The organism is Ramlibacter albus (genome assembly GCF_014297445.1).
Taxonomy (GTDB): Bacteria; Pseudomonadota; Gammaproteobacteria; order Burkholderiales; family Burkholderiaceae_C; genus Ramlibacter; species Ramlibacter albus.
The window spans coordinates 1,001,238-1,016,799 of sequence record NZ_JACORU010000001.1; the positions used below are offsets into that span (position 1 = coordinate 1,001,238).

General features: G+C 68.5%; 9 protein-coding genes. 3 read left to right on the top strand and 6 right to left on the bottom strand.

The window, feature by feature from the left end:
• Positions 1 to 20: 20 nt before the first annotated feature.
• The gene (locus H8R02_RS04550; protein WP_187080142.1) at positions 21 to 1,418 is read left to right on the top strand and encodes an aminopeptidase P N-terminal domain-containing protein; all 1,398 of its coding nucleotides are present in this window, start codon (positions 21 to 23) and stop codon (positions 1,416 to 1,418) included.
• A 2-nt stretch (positions 1,419 to 1,420) separates the two neighbouring features.
• On the top strand, positions 1,421 to 2,113 hold the full coding sequence (locus H8R02_RS04555; RefSeq protein ID WP_187080143.1) for an enoyl-CoA hydratase/isomerase family protein: 693 nt from the start codon (positions 1,421 to 1,423) through the stop codon (positions 2,111 to 2,113).
• A 3-nt stretch (positions 2,114 to 2,116) separates the two neighbouring features.
• Here the strand turns inward: H8R02_RS04555 and H8R02_RS04560 are convergent, their stop codons facing one another.
• From H8R02_RS04560 to H8R02_RS04585, 6 genes are read right to left on the bottom strand one after another with little or no spacing between them, the layout of a single operon-like run.
• Positions 2,117 to 3,679: an FAD-dependent oxidoreductase gene (locus tag H8R02_RS04560; RefSeq protein WP_187080144.1), complete on the bottom strand. Its 1,563-nt coding sequence runs from the start codon at positions 3,677 to 3,679 to the stop codon at positions 2,117 to 2,119.
• Complete coding sequence (locus H8R02_RS04565; RefSeq protein ID WP_354004866.1) at positions 3,658 to 5,199, bottom strand: polyamine aminopropyltransferase; 1,542 nt, start codon at positions 5,197 to 5,199, stop codon at positions 3,658 to 3,660. The genes H8R02_RS04560 and H8R02_RS04565 overlap by 22 nt, the downstream gene beginning before the upstream one ends.
• Positions 5,196 to 5,417: a DUF350 domain-containing protein gene (locus H8R02_RS04570; protein WP_187080145.1), complete on the bottom strand. Its 222-nt coding sequence runs from the start codon at positions 5,415 to 5,417 to the stop codon at positions 5,196 to 5,198. Before H8R02_RS04570 ends, H8R02_RS04565 begins: the two co-directional genes overlap by 4 nt.
• A 9-nt stretch (positions 5,418 to 5,426) precedes the next feature.
• Positions 5,427 to 6,917, bottom strand: a complete 1,491-nt coding sequence (locus tag H8R02_RS04575) for a DUF4178 domain-containing protein (protein WP_187080146.1) — start codon at positions 6,915 to 6,917, stop codon at positions 5,427 to 5,429.
• Positions 6,914 to 7,963, bottom strand: coding sequence for an SPFH domain-containing protein (locus H8R02_RS04580; RefSeq protein WP_187080147.1), 1,050 nt, complete (start codon positions 7,961 to 7,963; stop codon positions 6,914 to 6,916). Before H8R02_RS04580 ends, H8R02_RS04575 begins: the two co-directional genes overlap by 4 nt.
• Before the next feature lie 57 nt (positions 7,964 to 8,020).
• The gene (locus H8R02_RS04585) at positions 8,021 to 12,826 is read right to left on the bottom strand and encodes an NAD-glutamate dehydrogenase (protein WP_187080148.1); all 4,806 of its coding nucleotides are present in this window, start codon (positions 12,824 to 12,826) and stop codon (positions 8,021 to 8,023) included.
• Between the two features lie 252 nt (positions 12,827 to 13,078).
• Here H8R02_RS04585 and H8R02_RS04590 point away from each other — a divergent pair, with 252 nt between their 5' ends.
• Positions 13,079 to 15,385 (top strand): NADP-dependent malic enzyme, encoded by a 2,307-nt coding sequence (locus H8R02_RS04590; RefSeq protein WP_187080149.1) that lies wholly within the window; start codon positions 13,079 to 13,081, stop codon positions 15,383 to 15,385.
• Positions 15,386 to 15,562: the final 177 nt, after the last annotated feature.

Genomic DNA, 15,562 nt, shown 5'->3' on the forward strand with positions numbered 1-15,562 from the left:
CTTGGCGCCACAATGATGGGATGAACACCACCGTCCCCACCTCGCTCTATGCCCAGCGGCGCGCAAAAGTCGCCGCTGCGCTCGGCCCCAACGGTATCGCCGTGGTGCCGACGGCGCCGGAGCGCCAGCGCAACCGCGACAGCGACTTCCAGTTCCGGCACGACAGCTACTTCTATTACCTCACCGGGTTCACCGAGCCGAACGCGTGCCTGGTGCTCACCGGCGACGGCAAGAGCACGCTGTTCTGCCAGCCCAAGGACCTCGAACGCGAGATCTGGGACGGCTACCGCCTCGGGCCGGATGCGGCTGTCGGCGCGCTCGCGGTGGACGCGGCCCATGCCGTCGGCGAGCTGGACACGCAGATGCCCAAGCTGCTGGAGAACAGGGACGCGGTCTGGTACCCGTTCGCGATCCATCCGGGCCTGGAGCAGCGCGTGGCCGGCTGGCTGAACCAGGTGCGCGCGCGCGTGCGCTACGGCGCGCTGTGCCCCGAGCAGCAGCGTGACCTGTGCGCGGTGCTCGACGAGATGCGCCTCTTCAAGGACGCCCACGAGCAGGACATCATGCGCCGCGCGGCCGCGATCAGCGCCCGCGCTCACGTCCGTGCCATGCAGTACTGCGCAAAGGCGCTGCGCGAAGGCCGCGACGTGCGCGAGTACCACCTCGACGCGGAGCTGATGCACGAGTTCCGCGCGGGCGGCTCGCAGTACCCGGCGTACAGCTCCATCGTCGCCGCGGGCGCGAACGCCTGCGTGCTGCACTATCGCGCCGACGTGGCGCCGGTGAAGTCCGGTGACCTCGTGCTGATCGACGCCGGTTGCGAGCTGGACGGCTACGCGAGCGACATCACGCGCACCTTCCCGGCCAACGGCAAGTTCACCGGGCCGCAGCGCGAGCTCTACGACATCGTGCTCGCCTCGCAGGAAGCCGCCGTGGCCGCGACGAAGCCGGGCGCGCGCTTCACCGACCCGCACGACGCCGCGGTGAAGGTGCTCGCGCAGGGCATGCTCGACACCGGGCTGCTGGACAAGAACAAGGTGGGCACGCTGCAGGACGTGATCGACAACCGCAGCTACTTCCAGTTCTACATGCACCGCACCGGCCACTGGCTGGGCATGGACGTGCACGACTGCGGCAGCTACGTCGAGCCCGCGGAAGTGGGCGAAGTGAGCGAGCGCAAGGACCCGCTGTCGGGCGAGGTGATCAAGAACCGCCCGAGCCGCATCCTGCAGCCCGGCATGGTGCTGACGATCGAGCCCGGCATCTACGTGCGCCCGGGCGACGGCGTGCCGGAGCGCTTCCACCATATCGGCATCCGTATCGAGGACGATGCGATCGTCACGGCCGGTGGTTGCGAGCTGATCACGCGTGGCGTGCCGGTGAAAGCGGACGAGATCGAAGCCCTCATGAAGGGCTGACCGTGCTCTCGCGCCGCTCGCCCGCCGACGGGGTGCTGCAACTGCACCTCGAGCGGCCGGGGCGGCTCAATGCGCTCACGCTCGAGCTCGTGCGCGAGCTGCTGCAGGCGGTGCACCACGCGCACGAGGAGCCCGGCGTGCGCGTGATCCTGCTCTCCGGCGAGGGCCGCGCCTTCTGCGCGGGCAAGGACAAGGACGACCCGCCGACGCCCGAGTTCGTCGACGCGCTGCAGCACCTCGCGCGTGTGCTGATGGACAGCCGCAAGCCGGTCGTTGCCGCAGTGCAGGGCTGGGCCGTGGGCGCGGGTTTCGAGATGCTGATGAACTGCGACATCGTCGTCGCCGCCGACGATGCGCGCTTCATGCTGCCGGAGACGAACATCGGGTTGTTCGGCACGGGCGGTGTGGTGGCGCTGCTGCCGCGCGTTGTGGGGTTGGCGCGAGCGAAGGGGCTGCTGATGCTCGGGCGCGAGATCAGTGCGCAGCAGGCAGGTGACTGGGGCCTCGTGTGGCAGGTCGTGCCCCGCGCGGAACTCGAAGGCGCGGCGCTCGATGTGGCGAAGCAGCTCGCGGGCGCGGACCCGCGACTGCTGTCGCAGCTGAAGTCGCTGCTGCACGAAGAAGCCGTGGGCGACCTCGCGTCGATCCTGAAGCGCGAGGCCCAGGCGCACGTGGCGTTGAATTCGAAGCGCTGAGCCTCAGGCGGCCGTGCCCGCCAGATGCCCGAGCGTGAACGCTTCCTCGAACACGGAGTAGCCGCTGTAGTCAGCATGCGCGAACGAAAGCCGCGCGGTGCGCGGTGGCGCGCCGGCGCGCGCGAAGCTTCCAGGCGTGGGAATCGCCATCGCGTGACCATAGCGCGCCACCTCCACGTGCGTGAGCTTGCGTGGCAGGTCGGGATGGATCGGCGTGAGCTCCGCCAGCGCCGCGTCGCGCCACGCTGTCCACGGTTGCCGCAGCACGTCGGCGCGAGCCGCTTCGCCGGGCGCGTGGTACCAGCTCAGGACGGTCGCGCCACGCACCGGGTTCAGCGCCTGGTGAGTGGCATCGACATAACCCAGGCTCGTGCCGCCATGCACGACGTTGTCCCACGCCGGCGGTGCGCCCCCGCGATCCGCGAGCGGCGCATCGAGGTGTAGGTTGGCCACGACCCAAGGCGCGTAGCCCGTGGCGGCCGCATGGGCGCGCAGGAACGCAGGTGCGTTCTCGACGACGCGCGCGGCGACGAACACAGGCAGCGCGACCACGCAGTGCGCGGCCTGCCAGCGCTCGACCGATTGCGTGCGCGCGTCATACACGTCGACTTCCACGCCGTGCGTTTGCGCCGCAACGCGCGCGACCAGTTGCCCACCGCGAAAGCGGTCACCCAGCGGCCGCGCCAGCGCACGCGTGAGCCAGCCGTTGCCCTCGCCCCAGGTGAGCGGCGCATCCGGCTCGCCCTCCGCGGTGCCGGGCGCATGGAAGCCGTGTCGCGCCGCGAAGTAGTGGATGCCGGCCCATGCTGAAACGGTCGCGATGCCCGCGCCGTAGTCGTCGCGGCAGCAGTAGTCGAGGTACCAGCGCAGCAGCGGGTCGTTAAAACCCTGCGCGTCCAGCCACGCGGCGAAGGTGACTGCGTCGAGCGATGCGTGCACGGCGGATGGCCTGCCGCGCACCAGCGGGATCGTGAAGCGCGCCTCCTGCGAGAGCCGCTCCACGAGCTGCGCGAACTTGCGGTACTGCATCAGCGCGCCGGGCCCGGCGCCGTGCACGGGCAGCAGGCCGTCGCGCCACTCGCCATCGTGGTACAGGCGCTCCTGCGGCGAGTGGCACAGGTGGCGCTCGTCATAAGTCCACCGGCCCGCTACGCGCCTGCGCAGGCCCAGCTCCTCCAGCAGGGCCTGCACCTCGCGCGCCTCGTCGCCCGGCACCGGCAGGTAGTGCGCACCGAGCGGGCAGGCGATGCCCTTCACCTCGCCCGCACGGCTGTTGCCGCCGGCCTGCGATTCGGCGTCGAGCACCACGAAGTCCTCGATGCCGCGCATTCGCAATGCGCGCGCGGCAGCGAGACCCGCGACGCCGGCGCCAGCCACCACGACTTGCGTGCGGCGGCTCGTGCGCGGGGCGGCCCACTCGCGCTTGTCGCGCAGCATGTGGCCGAGGTCCGCATTCGCGCCGGCGAAGCCCCCCGTGACGCGCGAAGCGTCCTCGCAACCGGCGAGGGCTGCGGCAGTGGCGGCCAGCAGGGTGCGTCGCCGGATCAGGGATGGACCTTGCCCCATTCGCGCTCGTAGGTCGTCACCAGCACCTGGTTGGACAACCGGTTGACCTCGGCCGGCACGCGCGCCATGTCGCGCGGGAACTCGAACATGTTGCCGAGCGTGGTGTCGTCGAGGAAACGCAGCCCCTGCGGCAAGCTGCTCGCCACGCGGAAGGGCCGGCGGCTCGCGACGACGAAGCCCCATTCGCCGAAGCTCGGCACGTGCGCGTGGTACGGCGTCGCGGTGAGCCCGACCGATTCGATGGTGGACACCACCGTCCAGAAACTCTGCCGCGCGATCAGCGGCGACGTCGTCTGGATCACCGCATAACCGCTCGCTGCGAGGCGCTGGTCGAGCAGCGCATAGAACGAGTTGGTGTACAGCTTGCCGATCGAGAAGTTCGTCGGGTCGGGGAAGTCGACCACGATGGCATCGAACACGTCCTTCGTCTCCTCGAGCCACTTGAACGCGTCGGCGTTCACGATCTTCAGTTTGGGCGACGACAGCGCGCCGCCATTGAGCTGCGCGAGCGCCGGATGCGACGAGAACAACCGCGTCATGTGCGGGTCGAGCTCCACAAGTGTGACGCTCTCGACGCCGGGATATCGCAACACCTCACGCACCGCCATGCCGTCGCCGCCGCCCAGCACGGCGACCTTGCGCGGCGCACCGTGCGCGGCGAGCACCGGGTGCACCAGCGCCTCGTGGTAGCGATACTCGTCGGACTGCGCGAACTGCAGGTTGCCGTTGAGGAAGAGCCGGATGCCGCCGCGGCCCTGCGTCACCACGATCCGCTGCCACGACGACGACTCGGCCAGCAGGACCTGGTCCTGGTAGAAGCGGTCTTCCGCAAAGGTGGTGATGTGCTGCGCCCCCGCGAAAGCCGCACCCAGCACGGCGAGCGTCGCGAGGCACGCCACGAGGTGCGCGCGCACGCGGCGCAGCTCGTGGCGGAACAGCCAAAGCGCCCACAGCGCCACGCACGCATTCATCCACCCGAACAGCAGGCCCGTGCGGATCAACCCGAGCTGCGGCACGAGCACCAGCGGGAATGCGATCGAGACCGCGAGTGCGCCGAGGTAGTCGAACGTGAGCACCTGCGCCACCAGCTCGCGCAATTGCACGTTGCGCTTGAGGATGCGCATCACCAGCGGGATCTCCAGCCCCACGAGCATGCCGACCAGCAGCACCAGTCCATAAAGCAACGGCCGGAAAGCGACAGGCTGCCACGCATTCGCCACGAACAGCATCGTGGGCAGCAGCCCCCCGACCAGTGCCACCATCAGCTCGATGCGCAGGAAGTGCGCGGGCAACTGCCGCTCGAAGAACTTCGACAGCCACGAACCCACGCCCATTGCGAACAGGTAGGTGCCGATGACGGTGGAGAACTGCAGCACCGAGTCGCCCAGCAGATACGAGGCGAGCGCACCCGCCGCGAGCTCGTAGACGAGCCCGCACGCCGCGACGACGAAGACCGACGCGAGCAGCGCGACTTCGAGCGGGCGGGGCTTCGCCGCCGCCCCGGCCACGTCGGTGTTCACCCGTGCACGGCGGCCGCCACGATCACCGAAACGCCGAGCGCCATCGCGCCAACGACGATGGCGAGCGCGACGTTCTGCTTCTCGACGATCTCGCCCCACAGGTCGTAGGGCGTGATCTTGTCGATGATGACGAAGCTCACCCAGAACACGATCACGCCGATCAGCGCGAACAGGATGGAGCCGAAGAAGGCTGCCGGTTTCAACCACTCAAGTCCCATGTCGCTCTCCTATTTGTGGCCGCCGCCACTTGAGTAACCACCGAAAGAACCACCAGAACTGCGGGAGCTGCCGCTGCCCGAACTCGTCGTCCCGTCCTCGCACGCCTTCAACAGCGCCAGCAGGATGATGATGATGAAGATGATCAGGAAGATGGTGAGGCACCCGCACCCCATCCCCGCGCCTTTCGCCGCCGTCGGCCCGGCGTCGCCACGCTTGAACTGGTCCTTCTTGCCTTCCAGCCCGAACGCCTTCGCCACCGACTCCGCCTGGATCTGGCTGCCGAGCGACCACGTGCGTTCGCGCTGCGTCTCCTCCATCGAGAGCACGGAAGTGCCCTTCTCGAAGTCGCGGTTGAAGGTGCGCTGGCCGCGCTCGACGGGCCAGTAGAACTCGCCGGCGACGTAGTTGGTCATCGCCTTGTAGCTGTACTTGAGCTTGTAGCCCGCGCCCAGGTACACGGCCGACTGGCCGTTGGGCGAGAGCGATGGCGCGCCCGTGGTCGGCTTGACGACGCTCCAGCCCTCGGTGGAATCCACGAGAAAGATGAACCCGCGCTTGGGCTCGTAAAGCAGGTATTCGTCCCAGCCGAACTGCTCGTCGTCGTCGTCCGGCTCCCAGCCCATGCGGTGCTGGTAGCCGACCACCTTCCACTTCGCGCCCTGCAGCGTGCCGGTGCTGCCCAGCGGGATGAGCGGCTCCACCGGCTCGTCCTGCAGCGCATGGCGCAGCTCGCCGCCGATGCCGGTGTCGACGTTGATCAGCGCGTTGCAGGCGCGGCAGGTGAGGCTCTTCGTGGTCGCCAGCTGCTGCTCGACCGGCGCGCCGCAGTTCGGGCAGGAGAACTGGCGCGCCTTGTACTCGCTCGCCACCTCGTCGCGCAGGCCCTTGAGCTCCAGCTCGTCGAGCAGGATGGAGCGCCCGCTCGCCGCGACGACGGGCCGCGCGCCGTAGTCGAGCGACAGCACCTCGCCGTCGCTGCTGCGCAGCTCCACCATCGCGAAGGGCTGGTTGAGCGGCGGCAGCTTGGGCAGCTCGCCCTGCGCCGAGACCAGCGCGACCTGTTCGTTGGACGAGACGTCGAAGCTCTTGCCGTCGATGGCGGTCGTCGCACCGACGCGCAAGGTTTCGGGCGGCGGCAGCTCGCGCTCGATCTCGGCCGGCAGCGCGAGCACGTAGGCGCCGTTGTCCTCCGACAGGAAGGCGGTGGCGCCGTCGTCGAACAGCAGGTACCACTCGGTCCAGGGCCCGTCGGGGCTGCGGTACTGCAGGCGGCCGACGACCGTGAACGCGCGGGCGCGCCAGCGCCCCGTAGCCATGAGCTGCAGCGGGCTGTGGTCGTCGAAGACCTCCGCCATCTTGCCGATGCGCGACAGCGTCTCGCCGTCGCGCACGACGGTGCTCTGGCAATAGCTGCAGACCGCGTAGGCGGACTGGGCGCTTCGAAACTCCACCGGCGCCCCGCAGCCCGGGCAGGCTGCGCGGTAGGCGCGCTCGCTCAAGTGAGTTTCTTGAGGAGTTCAGCCTTCTTGGCGTCGAACTCTTCCTGCGTGAGGATTCCCTTGGCCTTGAGGTCGCCCAGTTTTTCGAGCGTGGCCATCACGTCGTCCGGCTTCACCGTGGCGGCGGCCGCGGCCGCTGCCGCCGCGGCGTTCTGCGCCGCACCGGATTGCAGGCCCTGCTGCAGGTTCTGCGCGAGCACCTGGCCGAGCGCGACGCCCGCGCCCAGCCCCATCGCATCGCCCGCGATGCTGCCGCCGCCGGAGCCGGCGGCCTTCGCCATCTCGGGGATCGCCTGCGCCGTCTGGTACTGCATGAACTTGCCCATGTCGTTGCCGACCATGCCCATGCCGATGCGCTGGTCCAGCAGCTTCTGCAGCTCCTCGGGCAGCGACAGGTTCTGCACCGTGATGCCGTCCAGCTTGAGGCCGCTCGTGGCGAACACCGGGTCGAGCTCGGTGAAGAGCGCCTTGGCGAACTCCATCTGGTTGGCCGCGAGGTCCAGGAAGGGGATGCCGCTTTGCGCGATGGCGTCCGAGATGTGCTGCAGGATGGTCCCGCGCAGCTGGCCGTCGAGCTGGCTCACGGAGTAAGCCGGCGTCGTGCCCGAGATGTTCTGGTAGAACAGCTTCGGGTCGGCGATGTGGAAGTTGTAGTTGCCGAACGCGCGCAGCCGCACCGCGCCGAAGTCCTTGTCGCGGATCGTTATCGGCTGCGGCGTGCCCCACCGCTGGTCCAGCTGCTGGCGCGTGCTGAAGAAATAGACATCGCTCTTGAAGGGCGACTCGAACAGCTTGTCCCAGTTCTTCAGGTAGGTGAGGACGGGTATCGTCTGCGTGGTGAGCTTGTACATGCCCGGCCCGAAGACGTCGGCGATCTTGCCCTCGTTGACGAACACCGCCATCTGCGAGTCGCGCACGGTGAGCGACGCGCCGTACTGGATCTCCATGTCCGCCATCGGGAAGCGCCAGGCGAGCGTGCCGTCGCCGGACTCCGTCCACTGGATGATGTCGATGAACTGTTTCTTGATGAAGTCCATCAGGGCCATGTCCGCTCCTCTCGCCAAGGTTCACGCGCCACGGCGGCGCGCGAACCATCATATCCACTAGACGAGGTTGCGCAATTCGCGCAGTGCAACGGAAAGCATCGCGAGGTCGCCGCCGGTCTCCGACGTCTCGGCGAGCAGCCGCTGCGCGCGCTCCAGCGCCTGGCGGTTGTCGTGCTCCCAGCCGTCGAGGATGGTGGCCGAGTCGCCCTCGTGGTGGCTCACCGCCTCCAGCGCGATGGAGCGCTGCAGGTCGGCGAGGTCGTCGCCCAGCGCCAGCTTGGCCAGGCCCTGCCAGTAGCTTTCGGCGGGGAGCACCTCGATCTGGCCGCGCAGGCGGTTCAGGCCCAGGCGCTGGCCGACGCCGGCATGCACCGCCGCCACTTCCTGCAAGGGGCGCTTGGTCGTGTCGGAGATCTCGGCGATGTCGAGCGCATCGAACACGCCGGCCGCCGCGTCCACATGCAACGCAAGTGCCTGCGGCACGCCGGCCTGGATCCACGCCGCGGCGCGCGGGGAGATACCCGACTGCGTCTCCAGCCGCTCGCGCAGCGCCTGCACGGCGGGCGTGAAGCGCTTGACCTGCTGCTCGGTCGGTTCGTAGAGGCGGCGCGAGCGCAGGAACCACGTCGTGGCGCGCGCGATCAGGCCGCGCAGCTCGATCACCATCTCCGCCTGCACAGCGTCGGGCACGACGTTGTCCAGCGCCTCGATCTCCTGCCAGGTCTTCACGAAGCCGAACACCTCGCGCGTCGCGAGGTAAGCCCGGACGATCTGCGGCGCGGTGGTGCCCGTGATCTCGGAGAGCCGGTGCACGAAGGTCGGCCCCACGCGGTTGATCATGCTGTTGAGCACGTGCGTCGCGATGATCTCGCGCTTGAGCGGGTGGCGCGGGATGTACGCCGCGAACTTTTCCTTCAGCACCCGCGGGAAGTAGCGCTCCAGCGCGGTCGCGACCCACGGGTCCTCGACGAGGTCGGACGCGATCAGCTCGTCGTTCAGCCACATCTTGCTGTACGCGAGCAGCACCGCCTGCTCCGGCGCGGTGAGGCCCTGGCCGCGCGCCTTGCGCTCGGCGATCTCGTCCTCGGTCGGCAGGTACTCGATGGCGCGGTGCAGCTCGCCCTTCTTCTCCAGGAACCGCATGAAGCGCGCCTGCTCGTCCAGCTGCTTCACCGCGAGCCGTTTGCCGATCGACAGCGCCTGCGTCTGGAAGTAGTTGTCGCGCAGCACCAGCGCCGCCACCTCGTCGGTCATCTGCGGCAGCAGCGCGTTGCGCTGCTTCTCGGTCATCTCGCCGTCGCCCACCGCGATGCCCAGCAGGATCTTGATGTTGACCTCGTGGTCGGAGGTGTCCACGCCCGCGGAGTTGTCGATGGCGTCGGTGTTCAGGCGCACGCCGGCCTGCGCGGCCTCGATGCGCCCGCGTTGGGTGAGGCCCAGGTTGCCGCCTTCGGCCACCACCTTCACCCGCAGGTCCTTGCCGTCGATGCGCACGCCGTCGTTCGCGCGGTCGCCCACTTCGGCGTGCGATTCGGTCGAAGCCTTCACATAAGTGCCGATGCCGCCGTTGTAGAGCAGGTCCACCGGCGCCTTCAGGATCGCGGTGACGAGCTCCGACGGCGTGAGGCTCTCCGCCGTGATCCCGAGCGCGCTGCGCGCCTGCGGCGACAGCGGCACGGATTTCTCCGAGCGCGCCCACACGCCGCCGCCGGCAGAGATGAGCTGCGTGTCGTAGTCGGCCCAGGACGAGCGCGGCAGCTTGAACAGGCGCTCGCGTTCGGCGAACGAGCTCGCCGCTTCCGGCGTGGGGTCGATGAAGATGTGGCGATGGTCGAACGCCGCCACGAGCCGGATGTGCTTCGACAGCAGCATGCCGTTGCCGAAGACGTCGCCCGACATGTCGCCGACACCGACGACAGTGAAGTCGGTCGTCTGCGTGTCGACACCCATCTCGCGGAAGTGGCGCTTGACGCTTTCCCACGCGCCGCGCGCCGTGATGCCCATCGCCTTGTGGTCGTAGCCGACGCTGCCGCCGGAGGCGAAGGCGTCGCCCAGCCAGTGGCCGTATTCCGCGCTCACCTGGTTGGCGAAGTCGGAGAAGGTGGCCGTGCCCTTGTCGGCGGCGACGACGAGGTACGGGTCGTCGCCATCCGCACGCACCACGTGCGGCGGCGGCACGGCCTTGCCGCCGATGAGGTTGTCGGTCAGGTCCAGCAGGCCGCGCAGGTAGTCCTGGTAGCAGGCGATGCCTTCCTTCATCCACGCATCGCGGTCCGAAGGCGGCGGCGCCTTCTTCAGCACGAAGCCGCCCTTGGAGCCGACGGGCACGATGACGGTGTTCTTCACCATCTGCGCCTTCACCAGGCCCAGCACCTCGGTGCGGAAGTCGTCCGGCCGATCCGACCATCGCAGCCCCCCGCGAGCGACCTTGCCGCCGCGCAAATGGATGCCTTCGAAGCGCGGCGAGTAGACGAAGATTTCGTAGAGCGGCCTGGGCTGCGGCAGCCCCGGCACGCTGGCCGAGTCGAACTTCATCGACAGGAAGCTGCGGCGCGGGCCCGCGGCGCCGGAATGGCCCGTGCCCGTGCGCCAGTAGTTCGTGCGCAGCGTCGCCTGCACCAGCGCCAGCATCTGGCGCAGCACGCGGTCCTCGGAGAGGTTGCTCACCTTCTCCAGCGCCTTCTCGATGGCGTTGACCTGCGCCTGTGCGCCGGCTTCGTCGTGCGCCTTCGGGTCGAAGCGCAGCTTGAACAGCAGCACCAGCATGCGCGCGATGCGCGGATGCGCCGCCAGCGTCGCCGCGATGGTGGCCTGCGACTGCGCGAAGCCGATCTGCTTGAGGTACTTGGTGTACGCGCGCAGCACCACGATCTCTTCGGCCGCAAGCCCCGCCAGCAGCACGAGGCGGTTGAAGCTGTCGCTTTCCACTTCGCCGCGGAAGACGCGCGCAAAAGCGTCCTCGAACAAACGCGCCAGCGTCTCCGGCTCGATTTCGGCCGCGGGCTGCGCCTGCAGCTCGAAGTCGTGCATCGACACGCTGTTGCCGAAGGCCTCGATGCGGTAGTTGGCCTCGGCCATCACGCGCACGCCCATGTGTTCCAGCATCGGCAGGCTGTCGGACAGGACGATGGGGTCACCGAGGCGGTACACCTTCAGGCCCAGCGTGCCGGTGGGCGCGCCGAGCGGCCAGTACAGCGCGACGGCAAGCGGTTTTTCCGGCGTCAGCCCGGCGATTCGGCGAACGTCCGGCACCGCGGCGCGAGCACCGACGCGGTCGCGATACGCCGCGGGGAAAGCGCTGCCCCAGCGCTTGAACAGCGCCAGCCCGCCGGCCTCGCCCTCGGCATCGACCAGCGCCTTGCGCAGGTCGTCGTCCCAGCGGCGCGCGGCTTCCTCCAGCCGGTGCTCCAGCTCCTTGCGGTCCACCGCCGGTATCTGGCCGGGCGTGGTGCGGATGGTGAAGTGGATGCGCGCGAGCGTGGTGCCCGAGAGAAGCACGTCGAAGTCCGCCTGCGTGCCGTGGAAGGCCTGCATGAGGATGTTGCGGAACTTCACGCGCAGGTCCGTGGAGAACGCTTCGCGCGGCACGAACACCAGGCAGGAGACGAAGCGCTCGAAGGGGTCGTGCCACATGAACACGCGCAGGCGGTGGCGCTCGCCCAGCGCGAGGATGCCCAGCGCCGTTTCGTACAGCGCGTTGTCGGGGATCTGGAACAGGTCGTCGCGCGGGTAGGTTTCCAGGATGTGCTGCAGCGCCTTGGCCGCATGGCCGCCCGGTGCGAGCCCCGCCCGCTTGGCGATCGCTTCGACCTTGCCGCGCAGCAAGGGCGTTTCCGACACGCGCGCCTGGTAGGCCGTGGACGTGAACAGGCCGATGAAGCGGTGCTCGCCGACCACCGCGCCGCTTGCGTCGTAGCGCTTGATGCCGATGTAGTCGGTGTAGCCGTCGCGATGCACGGTGGAGCGCGTGTTGGCCTTGGTAACCACGACGATGGGCAGCGGTGCACGGGCGAGCGCACGCACCTGCGGCTGCAGCGCGGCGAAGCTGGCGGACAGCGCCTCATCCGGTTGCATGCGCAGCAGGCCGAGGCCCGACCCCGGCACGACGCGCAGTGCGGTCTGGCCGCCCTGGTCGATGAGGTCGTGGCAGCGGTAGCCGAGCATGGTGAGGTGGTCGTCGGCAAGCCATTGCAGGAAAGCGCGCGTTTCGGCGACCGTCTCGACGGGCAGGCCTGACGGCGCGTTGTCGAGCTCGGTGATGACGGCCTGCAGCCGCTCGCGCATCGCCTTCCAGTCCGTCACTGCCGCGCGCACGTCGGCGAGCACGCGCTCGATGCCGGCCGCGAGCGCCGCGCGCTGCTGCGCGTCGACGAGGCGGTCCACCTCGAGGTACATCCACGATTCGCGCGGCGCGTCCGGCGCGTCGTCGCGCAGGGCGACCGTCTGCAGCCGGCCCTCGCCGTCGCGCTGCACCGCGTAGATCGGGTGCAGCATCAGGTGCAGCGTGTGGCCCTGCCGGTTGGCTTCCATCGTCACGGAGTCCACGAGGAAAGGCATGTCGTCGTTGACCACCTGCACGACCGTGTGGCGCGAGCCCCAGCCGTCCTCGCCCACCGACGGGCTGAAGACGCGCACCTTGGGCGCGCCGGGCGTGCGCACGGCCGCGAACTGCCATTGCGACAGCACCGCGCCCAGCAGGTCCTCGGCCTTGCGCTCGGCCAGGTCGTCGGGGTCGGCCCGGCGGAAGAATTCGCGCGCGTAGGGTTCGACGCGCTTGTATTCGGCAGCACTCAGGCGGGTAGCCGCGAGCGCCAGCACTTCGGCGACGCGTTCGCCGCGTTCGGCTTCGGTGGAAGCGTCCATGTGGTGTTCTTTCCTTTGGCCGCGGGACTGTATTAGCGCGCGTGATCAAACGCCAATGCCATTTGCTCGGCAGGTTATGCGCATAGCGCATCATTGAGCCACGGCAAGGTTTGCGCGCTACCCTTCGTTCCACGCTGCGCCGTTACGCAAATCCGCGTACTAGGGTTTTCCCGAAACCGTGGCTACAATCCCGGACCTTTTTTCAAAACAAGGGCCGGCGCCGCGTACGCTGGGCCCAGGAGACCGCTTCCCATGCCCAATGAGGTGAATACCGAAGACAAGCGCGCCGAACTTCGCCGTGCCGCGCTGGAGTACCACGAGCAGCCGATCCCCGGCAAGGTGGCCATCGCCGCCACCAAGCAGCTGGTCAACCAGCACGACCTGTCGCTGGCCTATTCGCCCGGCGTGGCCGCGCCCTGCGAGGAGATCGTCAAGGACCCCGCCAACGCTTTCCGCTACACGGCGCGCGGCAACCTCGTGGCGGTCATCACCAACGGCACCGCGGTGCTGGGCCTGGGCGACATCGGCCCGCTGGCCGCCAAGCCGGTGATGGAAGGCAAGGGCGTCCTCTTCAAGAAGTTCGCCGGCATCGACGTGTTCGACATCGAGATCGCCGAGAAGGACAACCTCGACAAGCTGGTCGACATCATCGCGGCGCTGGAGCCCACGTTCGGCGGCATCAACCTCGAGGACATCAAGGCGCCGGACTGCTTCTACGTCGAGCGCAAGCTGCGCGAGCGCATGAAGATCCCGGTTTTCCACGACGACCAGCACGGCACGGCCATCTGCGTGGCCGCGGCCATCATCAATGGGCTGAAGGTGGTCGGCAAGGACATCTCCAAGGTCAAGCTCGTCACTTCGGGCGCGGGCGCCGCGGCGCTGGCCTGCGTGGGCCTGCTGCTCAAGCTGGGCATGCCGCGCGAGAACATCTGGCTCACGGACCTCGCGGGCGTGGTCTACGAGGGCCGCAAGGAGCTGATGGACGAGGACAAGATCCAGTTCGCCAAGAACACGCCGCTGCGCAAGCTCGGCGACGTGATGGAGGACGCGGACGTGTTCCTGGGCCTGTCGGCGGGCGGCGTACTCAAGCCGGACATGGTCAAGAAGATGGCGGCCAACCCGATCATCCTCGCGCTGGCCAACCCGAACCCCGAGATCAACCCCGAGGACGCGAAGGCGGCGCGCGCCGACTGCATCATCGCGACCGGCCGCACGGACTACCCGAACCAGGTCAACAACGTCCTGTGCTTCCCGTACATCTTCCGCGGCGCGCTCGATTCGGGCGCGACGACGATCACGGTGGAGATGGAGATCGCGGCGGTGCATGCGATCGCCGAGCTCGCGCAGGCGGAGCAGAGCGAAGTGGTGGCCGCGGCCTATGCGGGCCAGCAGCTCGCCTTCGGCCCCGACTACCTGATCCCCAAGCCGTTCGACCCGCGCCTGATGATGAAGATCGCGCCGGCCGTGGCCAAGGCAGCGGCGGACAGCGGCGTGGCGCTGCGCCCGATCCCGGACATGGACGCCTACCGCGACAAGCTGCAGACGTTCGTGTACGCGTCCGGCACGACGATGAAGCCGATCTTCACCGCGGCCAAGACGGCGGCGAAGAAGCGCGTGGCCTACTGCGAGGGCGAGGAAGAGCGCGTGCTGCGCGCCGCGCAGGTGGTGGTGGACGAAGCCATCGCGCGCCCGACGCTGATCGGCCGGCCGACCATCATTGCCGAGCGCGTGGAGAAGTTCGGCCTGCGCCTGCGCGAGGGGGTGGACTACGACGTGGTCAACACCGAGTACGACGAGCGCTACCGCGATTTCTGGCAGACCTACCACCGCATGACGGACCGCAAGGGCGTCACCGCGCAGATGGCCAAGATCGAGATGCGCCGGCGCCTCACGCTGATCGGCGCGATGCTGCTGCACAAGGGCCAGGTCGACGGGATGATCTGCGGCACCTGGGGCACGACCGACATCCACCTGCGCTACCTCGACCAGGTGATCGGCAAGCGGCCCGGCGTCAAGACCTATGCGTGCATGAACGGGCTGATGCTGCCCGGCCGCCAGATCTTCCTGGTCGACACGCACGTCAACTACGACCCGACCGCAGCCCAGCTGGCCGAGATCACCGTGATGGCCGCCGAGGAAATGCTGCGCTTCGGCGTGAAGCCGAAGGTGGCGCTGCTGAGCCATTCCAACTTCGGCTCGGGCAACACGCCCACGGCGATCAAGATGCGCGAGACGCTGGCCCTGCTGCAGGCCGAAGCCCCGTGGCTCGAGGTCGACGGCGAGATGCACGGCGACGTGGCGCTCGACGGGCATGCGCGCAACCTGCTGATGCCGCGCAGCACGCTGGCGGGCGACGCGAACCTGCTCGTCCTCCCCAACATCGATGCAGCGAATATTTCTTACAACCTGCTCAAGACGGCCGCCGGCGGCAACATTGCCATCGGCCCGGTGCTGCTGGGTGCCGCCAAGCCGGTGCATATCCTGACTGCCAGCACCACGGTGCGCCGCATCGTCAACATGACGGCGCTGACGGTTGCCGACGCCAACGCGGCGCGCTAAGGTTTTGCTAGAGAGCTGGCACTAACTCGCCTGTGTAACTTTCGGCCTCCAAAGGCCCTTGGCGGCTGCCCAAAAAGTGGGCAGCCGCTTGCCTTTTGGGAGGGATTGCGTCACACTAGCGCGCTTGAAAGTTACGGGTTTACCCGAAGGTCTGTTGCAGGCCAGAAGGTGGATCCC